Consider the following 17,659-nt stretch of genomic DNA (forward strand, 5'->3'; position numbering starts at 1 on the left):
ATGGGCTTGCGCTCCACAAGTACGCGGGTCGCATAGACGTTTCGCTTCCTCCTCATCGTGTTCGATACCAACAGTTTGAGCATCGCCTCGGCCTTCGCGGCGAGGATGGCATCTTTCCTGTCGCCGTGCGTGCTGCCGCTGGTGCCCGGCTACGTCTCCTACATCGCGGGGCAGTCGCTGCCTGGGGCAGATGCGCCTATGCCCGGGTCAGCAGCCAACCTCGGCCTTGCATTGTTGTTCGTCGCGGGCTTCTCATGCGTCTTCGTCGCTCTGGGCACAGCCGCTTCGTTGGCCGGACAGGTGCTGCTGCAGTACCGGCAGCAGGCCACCGCAGCGGGTGGTGTGCTGGTCGCTTTCTTCGGCCTGTTCATGCTTGGTTTTGGAAGCCAGCTCGGCTGGCTGCAACGCGACCTCCGCTTTCACCTCCAGCTACCGGGTGGGAGGCCGATCGCCGCCTTCCTGCTGGGGCTCGCGTTCGGCTTCGGTTGGACACCGTGCATCGGACCGGTCCTCGGTGCCATTCTCACCGTGGCGGCGGTGTCGGAGCGGGTTGCCGGCCCGGGGCTGCTCGCGGTGTACTCGGCCGGGCTGGGCGTGCCGTTCCTGCTTGCGGCCGTCTTCACCGGCAAGCTGTTGCAGCGGCAAGCCATCTTGCGCCGTATCAGCCGTCCCTTGCACCTGGTGGCCGGCGCCGTGATGGTCGCGATGGGCGTGGCGATGGTGACCGGCCACTTGGCAGATTTCTCGTTTTGGCTTCTGCGCGCCTTTCCTCGCCTGGGCCAAGTGGGGTGAGAAGGAGGGGGCGACGGCGCGCTCAGCATTGCAAACTGACTCGACGTGCGCATGGCTCCGAGATGAGTCGCCGCTCAACCCAAGATGTTGAGAACCACCAGACCGATCGCCCACACAAATCCCGCAACTGTTGGGATCGCCGTCGTGGCCATGCCAAAGGTGCGTGCCCCGGCACCCTTGGGATAGCCCCTCAGGAAGGCCATCCGGCCTACGCCGAACAGCGCCACAGCTGCCGGAATGGAGAACAGCGCCGGGCCACCCAGCAACGACGCAAGTGCCATATGGCCCCCCACCGCCATGACCGCTTGCTCCAAGGTGTTCTGCAGGAACGCGACTTTGATCGCGATGCGGCGACTGGGAGGAGAGAAGGCGGAGCCGCGGTTGTCCGCCGCCGAGTGGAATCGGCCGGACGACACCATCCTTGCAGCGATGACCAACCAGATGAGCACGAACACGTCGGCCTGCAAAGCGAAGGCGATGCGTTCTGCCAATGACTCGGGAGGCGCAAAGAAGCGAGGCAGGAGGTAGCAGGCACCGGCGATGACTCCGCCGCACAGCCCGGCGGCCATCGCGGCATTCCTTAGGATTCGACGCTGCTCGTCGGCCAAGTCAATGCCAGCGCCATCGGCCGGCGAGGCTGCGTCTTTCTCCGACATATGACAACCTCTCTTTGTTGCGGTTCTTTCCTGTGTTGGCGTCCCTAGAATTCCCATTGCCCATGGACCCGATTCGAGCAAGCCTTGCAGCGAGTTGGCCCCGGCGGTGCCAGCACACGGGTCCAGGGTCTGCCGACAAGGTCACCGCTCGTCGAGGCGCGGTTCCAACCGCTGCAGCACCTGGAGATGTTAAAGCTGAGGGTGCGTACACACGAATTCCTGTTTCACAGCCAGTTCGTCGCCAACATGGCGAACCAGGCTTCCGACGCACTGCAGCAGTTGTTCCGCCAACAGTCCTGACCACCACCCGGCCGCTCACGCCCGCGTCACGCCGGCGATCACGCCCGCGATCACGAACCGGGAGCGCGGGGACTTTTGGATGGTAATAACAGCTCTCATTTTGGCGGGGCGTTAAGAAAATGATGACCTTTTCCACGCGTACCTGCTACCCTCTGATTTCATGTTTGGCCCTAACGAAGCGATGCCGGTGGGCCAGTGATATCAGCTCGCTTCGAGCTGAGAATATTCTATGACTGGGCTCAACTGGCGAGCCCAGGCATCCCATGGTCACCGGTCTCGTCAACCTTCAAATGCGGTGCCTTGTGGGCGGTTTTCGCGAGGCCTTCAAGAATGCCACAGTCCCTTGCCTCGCGAGAGTGGCCGCATTGGCCGCGCAATTGCTTCAGGTCACGTTCCAATGCCCTCAGCTCTTGAACCCGGTGTTCCACGTGTGCGATGTGACCATCCAGCAGGACGTTGACTTCGCCGCAGTCCTCGTGTGGCGCATCCTTGAAGCGAAGCAGTACCCGAATCTCATTCAAGGTCATGTCCAGCGAGCGGCAATGCCGGACAAATGCCAGGCGTTCCACATGCTCGGAAGCATAGATTCGGAAATTCCCGGAGGAGCGGGCAGGTGCCGGCAACAAGCCCTCCTGTTCGTAGAAACGGATGGTCTCCACAGTCGTGCCGGCGGCGTGAGCGAGTTGGCCGATTTTCATGATATTCCCTCTTGCAAGCTTTGTATCTGACGCCTTCCATGCAGGGTGGTGTCGACAAATTCAAGCCCATGCAGTGTGAGTGGTGGTTTGGACTGTGACGTACAAACAATCCGAGCGCCGCGCAGGGCCGCTGGCCGAACTCCGAATGTGGACACGAAGGTGCGCGTCAGATGCGCACTGTCGGCAAAGCCGGCGAGATGAGCAGCCTCGGTGAGCGTGCAACCATCGGAGAGGGTGCGCACCGCACGCTGCAGGCGCAACCAACGCACATACGCGCGGAACGACAGTCCGCTCGCCTCCGCGAACCAATGCATGAAGCGGGAGGACGACAGGCCTACGGCGTCGGCGGCATGTGCGACGTGTACGGGTCCCTCCAACGCCGATTCCAGCCATTGGAGGATCGATGCCCACCGTGTGGCTTCCGTGGCAGGGTGTGAGACGTTCGCTGCTTCTGGCGGCATCGCGCCTCGCAGCCAGCGGTCCAGCTCATCTTCCAGCATATCTACCTGCATGGCGATCGGGGCCATTGCGGCTGCGGGCCCACGGCCAGAAGGGGAAACGCTGTGCATAGTCGGGTCGAGAAACACCATGCGAACCGCTTCGGCCGCTACGATACGATGTTGAACCCCGGCGGGAAGAAAATGCCCTCGCGCCTTCAATACGCCCCAGACCCCTTCGAGACACAACAGCCCCTGCCTGCTCCATGCCAACTGAGCTGCCTGATGTCGGTGCAGTCGACCGTCCTCTATCGGTCCGACGTAGATTGCCCAGCCGCGGCGATGGTCAGCATCGGCCGTCTGTCGGATACTTCGCGTTCATCCGCGGGCCGGGCGTGCCTGCTTTCTGCCGAAGAGCTCATAGAACACGATCAAGGCAGCACCTAGCGTGATGCCGATGTCAGCCAGATTGAAGGCCGGCCAATGGTACGAACCCCAATGAAGATCGATCCAGTCGACCACCGCTCCGCGTGCGACCCGGTCGATCATATTGGCCAACGCGCCGCCCAAGATCAGTCCGTAGCTGATCCGCTCGGTATGGGAAGTACCAGCACGCCGAATCATGTACACAAGGAACGCCGAGGCCGCTAGGGCAATTCCAATGAAAAAATATCGCTGCCAGCCCCCCGCGCCGTGCAGAAAGCTGAAGGCGGCACCTCGGTTCAGCACATGCACGATGTTGAGCACAGGCAACCACTCGAGGCTTGCGCCGTACTCCATCCAAGCCACGACAGCGGCTTTCGTCGCGATGTCCATCGCCACGATAAGGGCCGCCAATACGAAACCCACGGCAATGCTGCGATCAGGCCGCATGGTGATCACGGTCAGAGGAGGGACTGCTACCCAGCAAGCGCAGTCCGTTGAACACCACGGCCAGGCTTGCTCCCATGTCCGCAAGAATCGCGAGCCACAGGCTGGCATGGCCGGTGAAGGCGAGCACCATGAAGATCGCCTTCGTGCCGATCGCGAAGGCGATGTTGGCCTTCAGTACGCCGCCCACCCGGCGCGACAGTTTGATGAACTCGGGCAGCTTGCGCAAATCATCCTGCATCAGTGCCACGTCGGCGGTCTCGATCGCGGTGTCGGTGCCAGCAGCGCCCATCGCAAAGCCGATATTCGACTTGGCTAGCGCGGGCGCATCGTTGACGCCGTCTCCAACCATGCCTACCGGCGCCTTCGCGCCAAGTTCTGCGATTGCAGCCAGCTTGTCGTGCGGCAGCAGGTCGCCACGAACGTCAGTAATGCCCACTTGGGCGGCCACTGCTTCCGCGGTCTTGCGGTTGTCGCCGGTAAGCATTACCGGTTCCACACCCAACTGCTTGAGCGCGGCTACCGCGCGCTTGCTGCTGTCGCGCACCGTGTCGGCCACTGCCAGTACACCTAGCACCTGCTGGTCGGTGGCAAGCACCACTGCTGTCTTGGCCTGCGCTTCCAGGCTCTCCAGCAGCTTGCGGACCTGCTCGCTGGCCACGCCGAGTTCATTGGCCAGGCGGTGGTTGCCGACGTAATAGGTCTGGCCGTCGATGTCGCCCTTGACGCCACGGCCCGCCAGAGCTTCGAAGCCCAGTACAGAAGCGTGGGGCTTATCGCCGTAGGCGTTGACGATAGCCGTGGCCACTGGATGCTCGGACAAGGCGTCCAGGCTGGCGGCAATGCGCAGCACTTCCGCCTCCGAGAGCGCGCCCGTCGGTACCGTATCGGTCAGCGCCGGGCGGCCGTGCGTAATGGTGCCAGTCTTGTCCAGTGCCACCGCGCGCAGCAGACGCCCTTGTTCCAGGTACAGGCCACCCTTGACGAGGATGCCTCGCCGAGCGGCCGCAGCCAGGCCGCTGACGACCGTCACCGGTGTCGAGATCACCAGGGCGCAGGGACAAGCAATCACCAGCATCACCAGTGCCTTGTAGACCCATTCGAACCAAGGGGCCCCAAAGAACAGCGGCGGGATCACGGCAATGGCGATCGCCAGGGCAAAGACAGAGGGGGTATAGACGCTCGCAAAGCGATCGACGAAGCGCTGCGTCGGCGCGCGCTGGCCCTGGGCTTCCTGGACCGAGCGGGCGATACGGTCGAGCGTGGTTTCTCCCTTGCGCGAGTGAACTTCGAACTCCAGTGTGCCGCGCTCATTGATCGTGCCCGCGAACACCGTGTCGCCGGGGTTCTTTTCCACGGGCATGCTTTCGCCGGTAATGGGCGCCTGGTTGATGGCTGATGCGCCCGACACCACGACCCCATCCAGGGCGATACGTTCGCCGGGACGAACGCGTACGACGGCACCAAGCGGCACTGTCTCGGCCTTGACCTCTTGCCAGCGACCGTCGTCCTGGCGGACGAGTGCTGTTTCCGGCGCCAGGTCCATCAGCTTGCGAATCGCGTTGCGCGCCCGGTCCAGGCTCAGCGCTTCGATCATCTCCGCAATGGCGAACAGCCAGATCACCACGGCGGCTTCCGGCCACTGGCCGATCAAGGCGGCACCGATAACGGCAATCGTCATCAGCAGGTTCATGTTCAGTGACAGCGTGCGCAGCGCGATCCATCCCTTCTTCAGGGTCTCGATGCCGCCCAATGCAATGGCCGCCAGCGACGCGGCCACCACCGGCCACGCCGATTCACCCATCCCGGAGAACGCCAGGACTTCCGCGCCGACTGCCAACACGCCGGCGGCCCCCATGCGCAGCCACTCCGCCTTCGAAACGCCGGTGCCAAAATCCCTCGTGACTGCGGGGGCGGGCCGACTGTGGTCGCGCAGCACCGGCTGCATCCCAAGTCGCTCAATGGCCGCTGTAATCGGCGCCTCGTCCTTCAGTGAATGGCTGACGATCAGGGTCCGGCTCATCAGGTTGAACTGCAGGCTGCTGACGCCCGGCATGCCTTCCAACGCCCTGCGCAGTAGCGCCTCTTCGGTCGGGCAGTCCATCTTCTCGATCAGGTAGGTGGCTTGTCCCTTGGAACTGGCCCCTGCCTCGCGCTCGACCGTGGCGTGCATGCCGATTTCGCGCAGTGCGCCGAGGACCGGTGCCGGATCTGGCAGGCGGTGTTGCACCTCCAGCCGGCGGTTCATCAGGTCGAAGTCGAGGCGTTCGATGCCCTCCACCTTGCCCAGGCGCTTGCGGATCAGAGCTTCCTCGGTGGGGCAGTCCATGTTGGTGATCAGGAACTGCGTGGTGTTGCCCGTGACTGCAGGGACGAAGGAGACGGCGGGCATGCCGCAGGGACCGCAGTCGGTCTTCGTTGTCGCTGCGCAATTCACGGCCGCAGGAGCTGTGTCTTCGCCCAGCCTTGCCTGCATGCCGATCGATTGCAACGCCGTCAACAGGGGTTCGGCCGAGGACAAGGTGTGGACGACAGACAACTGGCGTGCGGGCAGGTCGAACTCGAGTGACTGGACGCCGACCAACGGCTCAAGCCGCGCGCGGATCGCCGCCTCTTCGGAGCGGCAATCCATATTGGAAATGGTGAATACGTCCTTTGACGCAGCGTTCTGGCTGCCGGCGCAGGATCCGGAGCAAGCGGCATTGCCCACCGCTTCGCCTTCTTCATCTAGCGAAGCGTGCATGCCGATCTCATGAAGGGCCTCAAGCAACGGCTCCGGGTTCGGCAGCCCATGCCGGACGGTGAGGCGGCGCTGGGGAAGGTCGAACGAAAGGGACTCGACCGCTGTCAGTTTGGCAAGGCTTGCACGGATGGCCGATTCTTCGCTGCGGCAATCCATGTTGGGAATGCGGAAGACGGTTGTCGTGCCGTCCAGGCGCCCCACCCGCTCCGGGCTTTGAGTTGCTTCTGCAGCACTTTCGGTATGGGCTTGGTCGAGCTTCATCATTCGCCTCTTTCTGTATATGGCGGAATTTCACACCCTGAAGTAGATACAGAGTCAAGGGCAACACGTTGCTAGCGGTGCGGGAGTAGTCAAGTTGCCTCCGAGCGGGCCTTTTCCTCAACCTCTGCCGCCTCAGCCAGGATCTCTCGACCTCCGTTAGCGGCGATTGCAGATACCACAAGACCGAGAACCAGGTCCGGAAGGTTGGAGCCCCACCACATCACGAGCGCTCCGGACAACACGATTGCCAGGTTCACAATTGAGTCGTTGTTGGTGAATATGGCGGAAGCCTTGAAGTTAACGTCTTCACCGCGGTGCCGCTTTAGTAAGCGCAAGCAGATGATGTTCATCGCCGCATTGGCCCCCGCCATGACCATCATCGCTGGCCCCAACGGCGCCTCGCCGCCAAAGAACCGACGCAGGACCTCCACGCATAGCATCACGGCCAGGCCAATCAAAAACCACCCCGAAAGCCGCGCTGCGCGCACCTTGATGGCTGGCGAGCGCCCAACGGCGTATAGGCTGACGCCATACACCAACGCATCGGCAAGGTTGTCGAGGGCCGCGCCAAGCACCGCCGTGGAAGCCGCCCAAAGACCCACGCCCACACCTGCAAGACATTGGCTGACATTAATCAGTAGTACCAGCCACAGGATCCGGCGGTCGGCCGCCTGACTCGCGTCAAGGTCATGTCGTTCTTCGTTGGCGCAGTGGTCGCTCACTGGAATTCCTTCGTTATTCCGCCTGTTTCACCCGAACTGTCTAAGTGATTTCACACCCTGTACCCGCTATCGAGTCAAGACCTCACACGCATTCAGCAGGTTTGTTCAAGCTCATCGGTCATCGCTTCGGGACACTGGAGGAAATTGAACTCCGGAGTAGCAATGACAGCGCGCTCTGTGGTGCGGTATGGCGCCTATCCGGCCATCATGGCCCTGGTAATCACAGGGGTTTCGGCCACCCCCTCACAGGGCACGCAGCTGGCTTGGCTGGCGTTGTGCGCGGCTGGCGGACTTCTTCTTGTTGCTTGGCTGGAGCGCTTTGTCCCGTTCGATGCATGGTGGCAGAAGCGGGACCTCGACTTTCCGGCGGATGTCGCCCATGCCGTTGTGAATCTGGCCATGATGCACGGCGCTGTGCTGGGCTTCGTGGGGCTGCGGGAATGGACGGGTTGGCCCGGGCTATGGTGGCCTGCAGAATGGCCATACTTGTTGCAGGTATTCCTGGCAGGCGCGCCGCTGGACCTGTCACTGTATGCCGTCCATCGGCTCAGCCACCACTATGGCTTCCTGTGGCGGCTGCACAGCATTCATCATTCATCGCGGCGGCTCTACTGGCTAAACGGGGAACGGCGCCACCCGATGCATGCAGCCCTGATGGCGGTTCCGGGCTTACTGGTCCTGGGCATCCTAGGCGCGCCGGCCGATGTAGTGGGGGGCTGGTTCGCGATTCTGGCGGTCCATCTGGCATTCCAGCATGCGAACCTGGACTATCGGCTGGGGCCGGTGCGGTATCTGTTAGGCGTTGCAGAACTCCATCGCTGGCACCATCGGGAGCGCTTCGCGGACGCGCAGGTCAATTTCGGGGAGTTCTGGCTGGTATGGGACCACCTCTTCGGCACGTTCTATCAACCGCAGGCGCCACTGGGCCCAATCGGCATCGAAGGCGATCCGGTGCCGCACCGCTACGGCAAGCAACTGGTCTATCCGTTTAAACGACCGGACCCAAAACGTAGCCAGGCCAGCGAAGGCTTCTCACCTTGCCGCGATGCTGATGTCTAAAACCGCTCTCGTTCAGGGGAGACCGGCTCGCGAGCCGTCGCATGCCCGCAAGTCAGGCGAGAGCCAGGGACTATTTGCGCCGTCTTGAAATTTTGCGACGTCGCGTGGATGAACCTGATTTGCGACTCTCCAGGCCGCGCTTGGCGCGCATTTGGCGATGAAGATGCCATGCGAGCAAACCTGTTGCGCACGTGATGAACGTCACGGCAACCACGATGACGACGATGACGTCGCGTGGCAGGTAGGGGGGTGGCTCACTTTGGCGGTACCTTGTGGATAGCGATTTCGATTCTTTCGACACCGTTCAGAGGTCTACCGCAACGGCGTGAAGGCGGGATCCGGCCATGCCAGGCGGCACACGGTCCAGACGCGGGCGGTGTGCCGCCGGAGCTTTACTTGCGCTGCATATCCACGACCGTTGCCTTGCCATCGATCTTGTCGAACACGGCGGTGACGGCATCCCCTTCCTTAAAGTCCTTCAGTGCGGTGCGATCTTTGACCGGGAACGCCATCGTCATCGCCGGCATCCCAAGGTTCTCAATCGGGCCATGCTTTAGCGTAACCTTTCCCGCTTGCGCATCGATCTTCTTGATTTCCGCCGCAACGGGGCGGGTGGCATGTTGCGATTCGGCCGATGGCTTCATGTCCATGCCTTTCATGTCCATGCCGTCCATCGAACCGGCGGCAAAGGCCGCCGGCGTGGCAGCAACGGCGAGGGCGATAGCGACTGTCTTGATGTGGTTCATTGCGAATCCTCCTGGAGTGAGAGGTTGAGGGAAAGAGAAGAAGCTGCCTTGGCGTGACGGCGGCGCATCAACAAGTAGACGGCCGGCACCACGAACATCGACAACAGCGGCGCCGTCACCATGCCGCCGACCATGGGTGCGGCGATACGCTGCATGACCTCGGAGCCGGTACCGTGCGACCACATAATGGGGATCAGCCCGGCCAGGATGACAGCGACGGTCATCGCTTTCGGCCGAACACGCAACACCGCGCCTTCCTGGATCGCATCCAGCAAAGCGGGCACGCTGGTCTCGCCGTTCTCGATCCGCTCGGTCCATGCCTGCTTCAGGTAGAGCAGCATGATCACGCCAAACTCCGCCGCGACGCCGGCGAGCGCGATAAAACCGACAATGCCGGCAACGGACAGGTTGTAGCCGAGCAGATAGAGCAGCCAGAAGCCGCCAATCAGGGCCAGGGGCAAGGTACCCATGATCAGGATCGCCTCATCCAGGCGGCCGAATACTAGGTAGAGCAGCACGAAGATGATCAGCAACGTGAACGGCACCACCACCTTCAGTTTGGCGGTGGCGCGCTCCAAGTACTCGAACTGCCCTGACCAGCTCAGCGAGTAGCCCGCAGGCATCGGCACGGCCTTTGCTACCGCGGCCTGCATATCTCGTACGGCGGACCGCAGGTCTCGTCCGCGAATGTCGACATAGATCCAGCCGGACAGGCGCGCATTTTCGCTGCGCAGCATCGGCGGGCCTTGCACGACTTCGATGCGGGCTACGTCGGACAGGGTGATCTGCAACCCCTTGTCGGTCACGATCGGCAGGCTGCGCAATTGCTCGATGGAATCCCGGTAGTCGCGCGGATACCGGACGTTGATCGGAAAGCGGGCTAGGCCATCGACCACTTCACCAACGTTTTCACCCCCGATCGCGGATGAAACGATACCTTGCACGTCCTCGATGTTGAGGCCGTACCGGCCTGCGGCCCTGCGGTCGATATCGACATCGATATAGCGGCCGCCGGTGAGACGTTCGGCCAGCGCGGAGGTGACGCCCGGCACATTCTTGACGGCCTCCTCGATGCGAGTGGCGAGCCGGTCGATCTCCTTCAGGTCCGTGCCGGCCACCTTGATCCCGACAGGGCTTTTGATCCCTGTGGCGAGCATGTCGATCCGATTGCGAATCGGCGGCACCCAGATGTTCGACAAGCCGGGCACCTTGACCACGCGATCCAACTCCTCCACCAGCTTGTCGGTAGTCATGCCCGCACGCCACTGATCGTGTGGCTTGAACTGGATAGTGGTCTCGAACATCTCGATCGGGGCAGGATCGGTGGCGGTATCGGCGCGGCCGGCTTTGCCAAACACGGTCGCAACCTCCGGTACGGTCTTGATCAGGCGGTCGGTCTGCTGCAGTAGCTGTGCCGCCTTGCCGGCGGAGAGCCCGGGCAAGGCCGAAGGCATGTACAGCAGGTCTCCCTCATCGAGGGGAGGCATGAACTCGCCACCGATGCGCATGATCGGCCAGGCGGTCGCCACCAGCAACAGCGCCGCGATCGCCAGCGTGGTCTTCGGATACGAGAGCACCTTGGCAAGCAATGGCTGGTAACCGCGGATCAACCACCGGTTGAGGGGATTGGCCTGTTCCGACGGAATCTTCCCGCGGATCATGTAGCCCATCAGGACCGGCACCAGCGTGATCGACAAGCCGGCCGCGGCCGCCATCGAGTAAGTCTTGGTGAAGGCCAGCGGCGAGAAGAGTCGCCCCTCCTGCGCCTCCAGCGTGAACACGGGGATGAATGAGAGCGTGATAATCAGCAGCGAGAAGAAGAGGGCTGGCCCGACTTCCGCCGCTGACTCGCCGGTGACACGCCATCGCTCGTGCGCGGGCAGTTCCCGTCCCGGGTTGTCGGCGTGCCAGTGCTCCAGGTGCTTGTGCGCATTCTCGATCATCACCACCGCCGCATCGACCATCGCGCCAATGGCGATGGCGATGCCGCCCAGCGACATGATGTTGGCGTTCACTCCCTGGTAGCGCATCACCAGGAACGCTGCCAGCACGCCCAGCGGCAGCGAGACAATGGCCACCAGAGCCGAACGCAGGTGAAACAGGAACATCAGGCACACCAGCGCCACCACGATGAATTCTTCGATGAGCTTGGCCGTCAGGTTGTCCACCGCGCGATTGATCAGCGCTGAACGATCGTAGGTGCTCACGATCTCCACGCCCTTGGGCAGGCTTTTTTGCAGGGTGGCAAGCCTGGCCTTGACCGCGTCGATAGTCTCGAGCGCATTCTTGCCGGAGCGCATCACAATGACGCCGCCCGCGACTTCGCCCTGGCCGTCGAGCTCGGCAATGCCGCGCCGCATCTCGGGTCCGAACTGAATGGTGGCGACGTCACCCAGTCGTACCGGGATGCCGGCGCCGCTGGTCACCAGCGGTATCTGGCGGAAGTCGTCGAGCGTCTTCAGGTAGCCACTGGCCCGCACCATGTACTCGGCCTCGCCCAGCTCCAGCACCGAACCCCCGGTTTCCTGGTTCGCACCTTTGAGTGCCGCCAGCACCTTGGCCTGCGACAGGTTATAGGCACGCAGCCGGTCTGGCATCAGCACAATCTGGTACTGCTTGACCATCCCGCCGAGGGATGCGACCTCGGCGACATTGGGCAGCGACTTGAGCTCGAAGCGCAGGAACCAGTCCTGCAATGCCCGCAACTGGCTGAGGTCGTGCTGCCCGGTCTTGTCGATAAGGGCGTACTCGTAGATCCAGCCTACGCCGGTCGCGTCAGGGCCAAGCGCCGGCTTGGCGGCGGCGGGCAGCCGGGATTGCACCTGGTTCAGGTACTCGAGCACGCGCGAGCGCGCCCAGTAGAGATCCGTCCCATCCTCGAACAGCACGTAGACATAGGAATCGCCGAAGAATGAATAGCCGCGCACAGTCTTGGCGCCGGGCACGGACAGCATCGTCGTGGTAAGGGGATAGGTGACCTGGTTTTCCACGATCTGGGGCGCCTGGCCGGGGAACGGCGTGCGGATGATCACCTGTACGTCGGACAGATCCGGCAGCGCGTCGAGCGGTGTACTGCGCACGGCCCACAAGCCCCAGGCTGTAAGCATGGCAGTGGCCAGCAGCACCAGGGATCGATTGCGGATGGAAGCAAGGATAAGCCGCGCGATCATGGCCTGGCTCCCTGCGAAGAGGCGGCGGGCTCAACCGACGATAGCGTCGCAGCGCCTTCGCTGTTCAGGTGGAAGCGGAAGCGGATGCGGTCACCAGGCTTGAATCCCTTCGGCATGCCGGAAGGCGGCGCGGCAAAGTCCATGGTCATGGCGCCCCACTGGGCCGACGGAATCGGCCCGTGGGAAATCGTCATGCCTTGCGCGCTTACCGCCTCCACACGCCCGACGCCTTCGTGCTCCGGCCCCGCGGCCGCGGCGGCGGCTGGTGCGGAAGCGGCCCGCGCTGCCGTCATGCGCTGCGCCGTACCGCGCAGGCTGGCTTCGGAATCGATCAGGAACTGGCCGGATACCACGACCTTCTGTCCCGCCTTGAGGCCTTCGATCACCTCGGTCTGCCCGCCAGAAGCAGCACCTGTCCTGACCTCGACCGGGCTGAAGCCGCCCTGGCCCGTTTCCACCATGGCGATCGTGCGCGTCCCGGTGCGGATCAGCGACTCGGTCGGGACAAGCAGCCTCTCGGGTCCAGGTTCGGCATCAAAGCGGGCAGTCACGAACATGCCTGGCAGCAACTGACGGCCCTTGTTCTGCAGCTCGATCCGTACCTTGACAGTCCGGGTGCTTGTGTTGATGTCTGGCAGGATGACGTCGACCTTGCCGGTCAGCGTTTGTCCGGTCAGGGCTGCCGCGACCGCCGACACGGTTTGTCCGGGTCGTAGCTGCGCGGCCTGGCACTCCGGCACTTCGGCCAGCAGCCATACCGTTGCTAGGCTGGCAATGCGAAAGAGCGTCGTGCCAGGAGATACAGTCATGCCGTCGCGCGCGCCGATTTCAGTGACGATGCCGTCTACCGAACTCGTTACGGTGAGCCGCGGCTGGAGCTTGCCGGTGCTCTGCACCAGGCGGATGTGGCTGTGGGTCATGCCAGCCTGCCGCATGCGGGCAATGGCGGCTTCGCGCAAGTCGCTCTGCAGGCTGCCGCCCATGCGGGCCACCGCCAGATACTCCTCTTGCGCGGCGACCCATTCAGGCGAGTAGATCTGCGCCAGTGGCTGGCCTTTATGGACCGGATCCAGCGTCGTCCTGGCATACGCATGCTCGACGAACCCGGTCGTACGGGCCTGGAGCACTTCGATGCCGCGTTCGTTGATCGCGACATTCCCTGGAACTTCAAGTGCGGATTCCAGCCGGCCTGCGTTTACCTCCGCCGTCCGGATACCAAGGTTCTGCGTCACGCGGCTGTCGATGGTGACGGCCGCGCCGCCACTGGCTTCCTCGTACACGGGCGACAACGCCATATCCATGAAGGGCGACTTGCCTGGCTTGTCAAAGCGCTGGCCTGGCACCATCGGATCATGCCAATAGAGGATGCGCTTGCCCGTTTTGGGATCGATATCACCAGCCTTGAGGCCCGCACTGCCGGAGCCGCCCGCGGGCGTCGTCGTCGTGGCCGTATGCTGGCGTCCCTGTCGTTGGCCGAGGTAATAGGCACCGCCGACGCTCGCCATTACGACGAGAGCCGTCACCGTCCGTGCAATCGTGGTCTTCTTCATGGTTGGATTCCTTGCCTCGACGTGGGTTGCGCTGCAGTCGGCAACGGCATCAGGAAGGTGAGTTCTGCCCACAGCCGGGCGGTAGCGGCCTCGAGCTTAAGGTGTTCGAGCGAGATGTTGAGCGCTTTGCGGCTGGCGTCAGCGACGGCTGTCAGGCTGCCGGCGCCGGCGCGATAGGCGGTCAAGGCGGCCTCGGTTTGCGCCTTCGCCAGTGGCAAGGTGGTATTCCGATAGCGCTCTAGGCGCGACTGGCTGTGTTGCAGTTCAGCCTGCTTGCCGCGGAGCTGGCCGATCAGTCCCCGGCGGACCGATTCGGCCTGCGCCCGTGCGGCGTTGGCCTGCGCAAGCTTGGAGGCCAGCTCACGGTCTTGGCGATTCTTCTGGTCCCAGGGCACCGGCAGCGAGACGTTCAGCGACACCATGTTCGAGTAGGCGGGGCCGCGCTGGCTGTACATCAGTTCGACACTGACGTCCGGAATCTTGCTCTCGCGCGCGACCCGGCTTTCTGCCTCTGCCACGCCAACTTGGGCCTCTGCGGCCGCGACGTCTGGCAGTTGCGTAACGCCGGCGGCATCGATAGTCTCCAGCCACACCGGCGCATCGAACGCGGGGCGCTCGGTCAGTGGCTGCTCCGCGGCGTCGCCGACCCACCGGCGCAGCATCGCCCGGGCCGAAGCGACCGCGGCGCGGGCCTCGTCTTCGCGATCCTGCAGTTGCTGCAATTCAAGCTCGGCCGCCAGGAAGTCGGCGCGCGAACCACGGTTGCCACGATAAACAGCCTGTGCGGCATCCACCATCAGCTTGATCGACTGCGCCTGTTCAGTGAGGACGCCGTAGGCGCGTTCGGCATACCAGCGGTTTAGCCAGGCTGTGGCGGCACCGCGCTGCACGGTGGCCAACGCCACTGCGCGTTGGGCCTCGGCCGATGACGCCTCGGCCTCGAAGCGCTCGGCGCGGGCCTGGCGCTTCGCTGAGCGCGTGAATTCCTGCATCAAGCTGATCGACCGCATGGTCATTGAATCCGTGCCAAGCGAGAACCGATCAGGGCCATCAGCCGGCACGTTGTTGACACCAACCTTCAGGATGGGGTCCGGAAACTGCCTGCCTGCGACTGCCATCTCAATGGCTGACTGGACCGCCGACCGCGATGTCTCGGCATCCGTCGAGCGCGATGATGCGAGCGCGACCGCTTCCTGCAAGGAGAGTGCGGCCGCGGATTGCGCCCATGCCGGAGGGATGACGGCAAGCAGCGTGATGGCGAACGCCAGCCGGCGCCCGCACATGGTGGAGAAACGCAAATGCATAAAGCCTCCGCAAAGCAACGACCACCCTGAAGACTTTGGCTCAGGGCACGATAGCAGGCGTTGCTTCGGAGGCTACGTTCGGAAACAGCAGTTGAGGATAGGGAGGGAGCGTGGCGGCCCGCGCAGGATCGCGTCGCCGGGAACCGCTACGCGATGTGCCAGTACTGGTACCGGGGTGGGCACCACCAGGTTGACGAGCACCGGCTGGAAGACAGGAATCTGAGGCGTTGCATGATCGGCCGACTTGGAGCCGAGCTGGCAGTGCTCCTGACAAAGCCCGTCATGTATTCCTGGGCCGGCGTTTTCCTTGGTCATGTCCGGGCAGGATTCGGTCATGCCGGCCATCTCCTGCGTCGCCCCCACCGAATACCGGCTGCCGTCGCAGGCATACGCCGCCGCTGCCAGTTGCACTGTCAGGAAAGCGCTCAGCAGGAATGCGGCAAGCCAGAGCCGACGGAGGGTAGTACGCACGAGATGCCTAGTTTGGCAGGAATGTTAGCAGCGTTTGGCTTCTCATCGCCGCGTGGTCGCCATTCTTCGGTTGAGGCACTGATTTGTGCGCGCCTGCCTGCTTGGCGCCACGCGCCTTTTCGATCACATAAAAGTCTGGGCCTGCCACGGCGGCCAAGGATACGGCAGTGGCGATGGCGCCGGCCATAGTAAGCAAGATGGTCTTCATGATATTCCCCGTTGTCTGCGAACAGCATGGTGCCGACAGTGCTCAAGGCCGGGCGGCAGTCCGCTGTTGCTGGTGTCGGACAGGCGCTCGCAGGCGTGGGCGCGTTAGCGCACGCCGATGACCAGCGCTGTCCGGGCTTGGACGCTCCAGGAGGCTAGTGCCTGAGGTGGCCGCTCAAGGGGTGGGGACACAACGGAGAAGTAAGGGAGTTCCGGGCGAGCGAACTGGACAGATTCCCAGATGCTCGCCGCGCTCACCGCCATTGCTGGCGTGGGAGCGACGGAGGAACAGGTGGCGGTGCACGTCGAGTTCGCGGGGTGGCCCGATTGCGCACCTGCGGCACAGCCGTGTGGCCGATCGCAGCCGTCGCCAGTGGTGGCGTCTCCTGCGGCGGTTTGGGCAGCAAAGGCTTGAGCATCTGCCGTGCCAAATACGCAGCAGCGCTCTGCAGGCATAGCAAGCGTTCGCAAAGGCAACGCAACGGCCAGTGTCACTAGCAGGATGACTCGCCAGAGGTGCTTCATACGCTCACGCCTTCTCGCCAGAACGGCCTGGAGCAGGCACCGTCTGGCCTTGCTTGCATTCAGTATAGTCGGCCCGTATCTGCAGGACTGGGCCCGAGTCACGCGCAGCGCAGGGGCCAGCCGGGACGCCGCAGTTCGCCAGGATGAGATATGCCTCGTCTAGTTGCTGGCGGTCCTTGTCTTGACCAGCCATGACTTCGAGGGCCGCCAAGAGCAGATCAGCAACACCATATTGCTGTTGCTCGCATACCCGTCGGAACACTGCGAGAACATCGTCAGTCAATGACTGTGTACCGGTAGTCATGGCGTCACCTCCGAGCAAGAACCGTTGGCTGGTTGCTCTCTTCGATGGGCTTAGCAGTCCATCCGGCAGTAACTATGGACCTTCCCACAGGGGGAAGGTCAAGGAGCGCTATTTTGCTCCTCAGCGCGTTCGCTCGAGCTTCTTCCCGCACTGATGTGAAATCTTGTGAGTCTCGCCAAAATGCGCAACACACAAGTTTCGCGGCAGCTTACGGGGATGTAATGCCTGCGTAACGCCTCGGTGAGCGACGGACTCATACCATTGAATTCAAGAGGTCCATGCCTCGAAACGTCAATGGAGTGCACCATGAAAACCAAAAGAACCGTGGCCGTTGCGCTGGTTCTGTCCGCCGTTTCCATCTCCTCTGCATGGAGTACCGACAAGGCGAAGACCAACGCGGGCGATGACATGGCTCAACATGTCCAGCGTCAAGCTGTCGAACCCGTTGCAGCGGCGGTAGGGCCGGAAACCGCAACGCGTGCAGGTTCGCAGGCAGCCATCTTTGGCGGTATGGTGCCTGCAAGCACTGCCTCCCGCACAGTGGCGCTGGCCCCCGAAATGAAGTACGTCAACGTCGCGTCCGGCGAAACCGTGACATTCAAGAGCGGGGGGCAGGAGGCAACGTGGAAATTCGCCGAATCGATTCGCGGAACGTCCGTGGACCTTGGCGTCATGCTGCCCGGCATGCCGAATGCTCAAGGTGTGCGTGTCCATATCGAACGCAGTCGTCTCTTTACGGGCCACTGAAAGCAAAACCCGATGCCGCCGCCTGCTACCCGAGATGACCGCTTTGTAATGTCAGTGTCACGACTAGGTGGGGGTACCGATTTCTATACTGTGTTTG

Annotated in this window: 15 protein-coding genes; 3 read left to right on the forward strand and 12 right to left on the reverse strand. The window is 62.9% G+C overall.

The window, feature by feature from the left end:
• Positions 1 to 57: 57 nt before the first annotated feature.
• Positions 58 to 792 carry a cytochrome c biogenesis CcdA family protein gene (locus tag CTP10_RS33125; RefSeq protein ID WP_233528468.1) on the forward strand — a complete coding sequence of 245 codons (735 nt, stop codon included), beginning with the start codon at positions 58 to 60 and terminating at the stop codon, positions 790 to 792.
• A 74-nt stretch (positions 793 to 866) separates the two neighbouring features.
• On the opposite strand, the gene CTP10_RS33130 is transcribed toward CTP10_RS33125, so the two are convergent.
• The 6 genes from CTP10_RS33130 to CTP10_RS33155 all read right to left on the reverse strand — a co-directional run bounded on the left by CTP10_RS33130 (position 867) and on the right by CTP10_RS33155 (position 7,479).
• Complete coding sequence (locus CTP10_RS33130) at positions 867 to 1,448, reverse strand: MAPEG family protein (RefSeq protein WP_199414749.1); 582 nt, start codon at positions 1,446 to 1,448, stop codon at positions 867 to 869.
• Positions 1,449 to 1,987: 539 nt separating this feature from the next.
• Positions 1,988 to 2,446 (reverse strand): Cd(II)/Pb(II)-responsive transcriptional regulator, encoded by a 459-nt coding sequence (cadR, locus tag CTP10_RS33135; RefSeq protein ID WP_116323756.1) that lies wholly within the window; start codon positions 2,444 to 2,446, stop codon positions 1,988 to 1,990.
• On the reverse strand, positions 2,443 to 2,973 hold the full coding sequence (locus tag CTP10_RS33140) for a helix-turn-helix transcriptional regulator (RefSeq protein WP_158577773.1): 531 nt from the start codon (positions 2,971 to 2,973) through the stop codon (positions 2,443 to 2,445). Before CTP10_RS33140 ends, cadR begins: the two co-directional genes overlap by 4 nt.
• 288 nt (positions 2,974 to 3,261) lie before the next feature.
• A complete protein-coding gene (gene lspA / locus CTP10_RS33145; RefSeq protein ID WP_116323754.1) occupies positions 3,262 to 3,756 on the reverse strand; it encodes a signal peptidase II in 495 nt (164 codons plus the stop codon).
• On the reverse strand, positions 3,746 to 6,760 hold the full coding sequence (locus tag CTP10_RS33150; protein ID WP_199414748.1) for a heavy metal translocating P-type ATPase: 3,015 nt from the start codon (positions 6,758 to 6,760) through the stop codon (positions 3,746 to 3,748). Before CTP10_RS33150 ends, lspA begins: the two co-directional genes overlap by 11 nt.
• 86 nt (positions 6,761 to 6,846) lie before the next feature.
• Positions 6,847 to 7,479 (reverse strand): cation transporter, encoded by a 633-nt coding sequence (locus tag CTP10_RS33155; RefSeq protein ID WP_116323752.1) that lies wholly within the window; start codon positions 7,477 to 7,479, stop codon positions 6,847 to 6,849.
• A 162-nt stretch (positions 7,480 to 7,641) separates the two neighbouring features.
• Between CTP10_RS33155 and CTP10_RS33160 the strand changes: the two genes are divergently transcribed.
• Complete coding sequence (locus tag CTP10_RS33160) at positions 7,642 to 8,538, forward strand: sterol desaturase family protein (protein WP_116323751.1); 897 nt, start codon at positions 7,642 to 7,644, stop codon at positions 8,536 to 8,538.
• A gap of 392 nt (positions 8,539 to 8,930) precedes the next feature.
• Here the strand turns inward: CTP10_RS33160 and CTP10_RS33165 are convergent, their stop codons facing one another.
• From CTP10_RS33165 to CTP10_RS33190, 6 genes are all read right to left on the reverse strand, one after another.
• The gene (locus CTP10_RS33165; protein ID WP_116323750.1) at positions 8,931 to 9,284 is read right to left on the reverse strand and encodes a copper-binding protein; all 354 of its coding nucleotides are present in this window, start codon (positions 9,282 to 9,284) and stop codon (positions 8,931 to 8,933) included.
• Positions 9,281 to 12,454, reverse strand: coding sequence for an efflux RND transporter permease subunit (locus CTP10_RS33170; protein ID WP_116323749.1), 3,174 nt, complete (start codon positions 12,452 to 12,454; stop codon positions 9,281 to 9,283). Before CTP10_RS33170 ends, CTP10_RS33165 begins: the two co-directional genes overlap by 4 nt.
• Entirely contained in the window at positions 12,451 to 14,004 is a 1,554-nt protein-coding gene (locus CTP10_RS33175; protein WP_116323748.1) for an efflux RND transporter periplasmic adaptor subunit, read from the reverse strand. Before CTP10_RS33175 ends, CTP10_RS33170 begins: the two co-directional genes overlap by 4 nt.
• Positions 14,001 to 15,308, reverse strand: a complete 1,308-nt coding sequence (locus tag CTP10_RS33180; protein WP_116323747.1) for a TolC family protein — start codon at positions 15,306 to 15,308, stop codon at positions 14,001 to 14,003. Before CTP10_RS33180 ends, CTP10_RS33175 begins: the two co-directional genes overlap by 4 nt.
• Before the next feature lie 72 nt (positions 15,309 to 15,380).
• Entirely contained in the window at positions 15,381 to 15,779 is a 399-nt protein-coding gene (locus tag CTP10_RS33185) for a copper resistance protein (RefSeq protein WP_116323746.1), read from the reverse strand.
• Between the two features lie 7 nt (positions 15,780 to 15,786).
• Positions 15,787 to 15,987 carry a hypothetical protein gene (locus CTP10_RS33190; RefSeq protein WP_116323745.1) on the reverse strand — a complete coding sequence of 67 codons (201 nt, stop codon included), beginning with the start codon at positions 15,985 to 15,987 and terminating at the stop codon, positions 15,787 to 15,789.
• 1,134 nt (positions 15,988 to 17,121) lie between these two features.
• Here CTP10_RS33190 and CTP10_RS33195 point away from each other — a divergent pair.
• Positions 17,122 to 17,562, forward strand: a complete 441-nt coding sequence (locus CTP10_RS33195) for a CzcE family metal-binding protein (protein WP_158577772.1) — start codon at positions 17,122 to 17,124, stop codon at positions 17,560 to 17,562.
• Positions 17,563 to 17,659 lie beyond the last annotated feature (97 nt).

Source organism: Cupriavidus sp. P-10 (assembly GCF_003402535.2).
In the GTDB taxonomy this organism is placed as follows: domain Bacteria; phylum Pseudomonadota; class Gammaproteobacteria; order Burkholderiales; family Burkholderiaceae; genus Cupriavidus.

Excerpts from the sequence above, each read along its gene's own strand:
- CTP10_RS33130 (WP_199414749.1), bottom strand. The coding sequence starts at position 1,448 with ATGTCGGAGAAAGACGCAGCCTCGCCGGCCGATGGCGCTGGCATTGAC.
- CTP10_RS33190 (WP_116323745.1), bottom strand. The coding sequence starts at position 15,987 with ATGAAGACCATCTTGCTTACTATGGCCGGCGCCATCGCCACTGCCGTA.
- CTP10_RS33150 (WP_199414748.1), bottom strand. The coding sequence starts at position 6,760 with ATGATGAAGCTCGACCAAGCCCATACCGAAAGTGCTGCAGAAGCAACT.
- CTP10_RS33165 (WP_116323750.1), bottom strand. The coding sequence starts at position 9,284 with ATGAACCACATCAAGACAGTCGCTATCGCCCTCGCCGTTGCTGCCACG.
- CTP10_RS33140 (WP_158577773.1), bottom strand. The coding sequence starts at position 2,973 with ATGGCCCCGATCGCCATGCAGGTAGATATGCTGGAAGATGAGCTGGAC.
- lspA (WP_116323754.1), bottom strand. The coding sequence starts at position 3,756 with ATGCGGCCTGATCGCAGCATTGCCGTGGGTTTCGTATTGGCGGCCCTT.
- CTP10_RS33180 (WP_116323747.1), bottom strand. The coding sequence starts at position 15,308 with ATGCATTTGCGTTTCTCCACCATGTGCGGGCGCCGGCTGGCGTTCGCC.
- CTP10_RS33170 (WP_116323749.1), bottom strand. The coding sequence starts at position 12,454 with ATGATCGCGCGGCTTATCCTTGCTTCCATCCGCAATCGATCCCTGGTG.
- cadR (WP_116323756.1), bottom strand. The coding sequence starts at position 2,446 with ATGAAAATCGGCCAACTCGCTCACGCCGCCGGCACGACTGTGGAGACC.
- CTP10_RS33195 (WP_158577772.1), top strand. The coding sequence starts at position 17,122 with ATGAAAACCAAAAGAACCGTGGCCGTTGCGCTGGTTCTGTCCGCCGTT.
- CTP10_RS33160 (WP_116323751.1), top strand. The coding sequence starts at position 7,642 with ATGACAGCGCGCTCTGTGGTGCGGTATGGCGCCTATCCGGCCATCATG.
- CTP10_RS33175 (WP_116323748.1), bottom strand. The coding sequence starts at position 14,004 with ATGAAGAAGACCACGATTGCACGGACGGTGACGGCTCTCGTCGTAATG.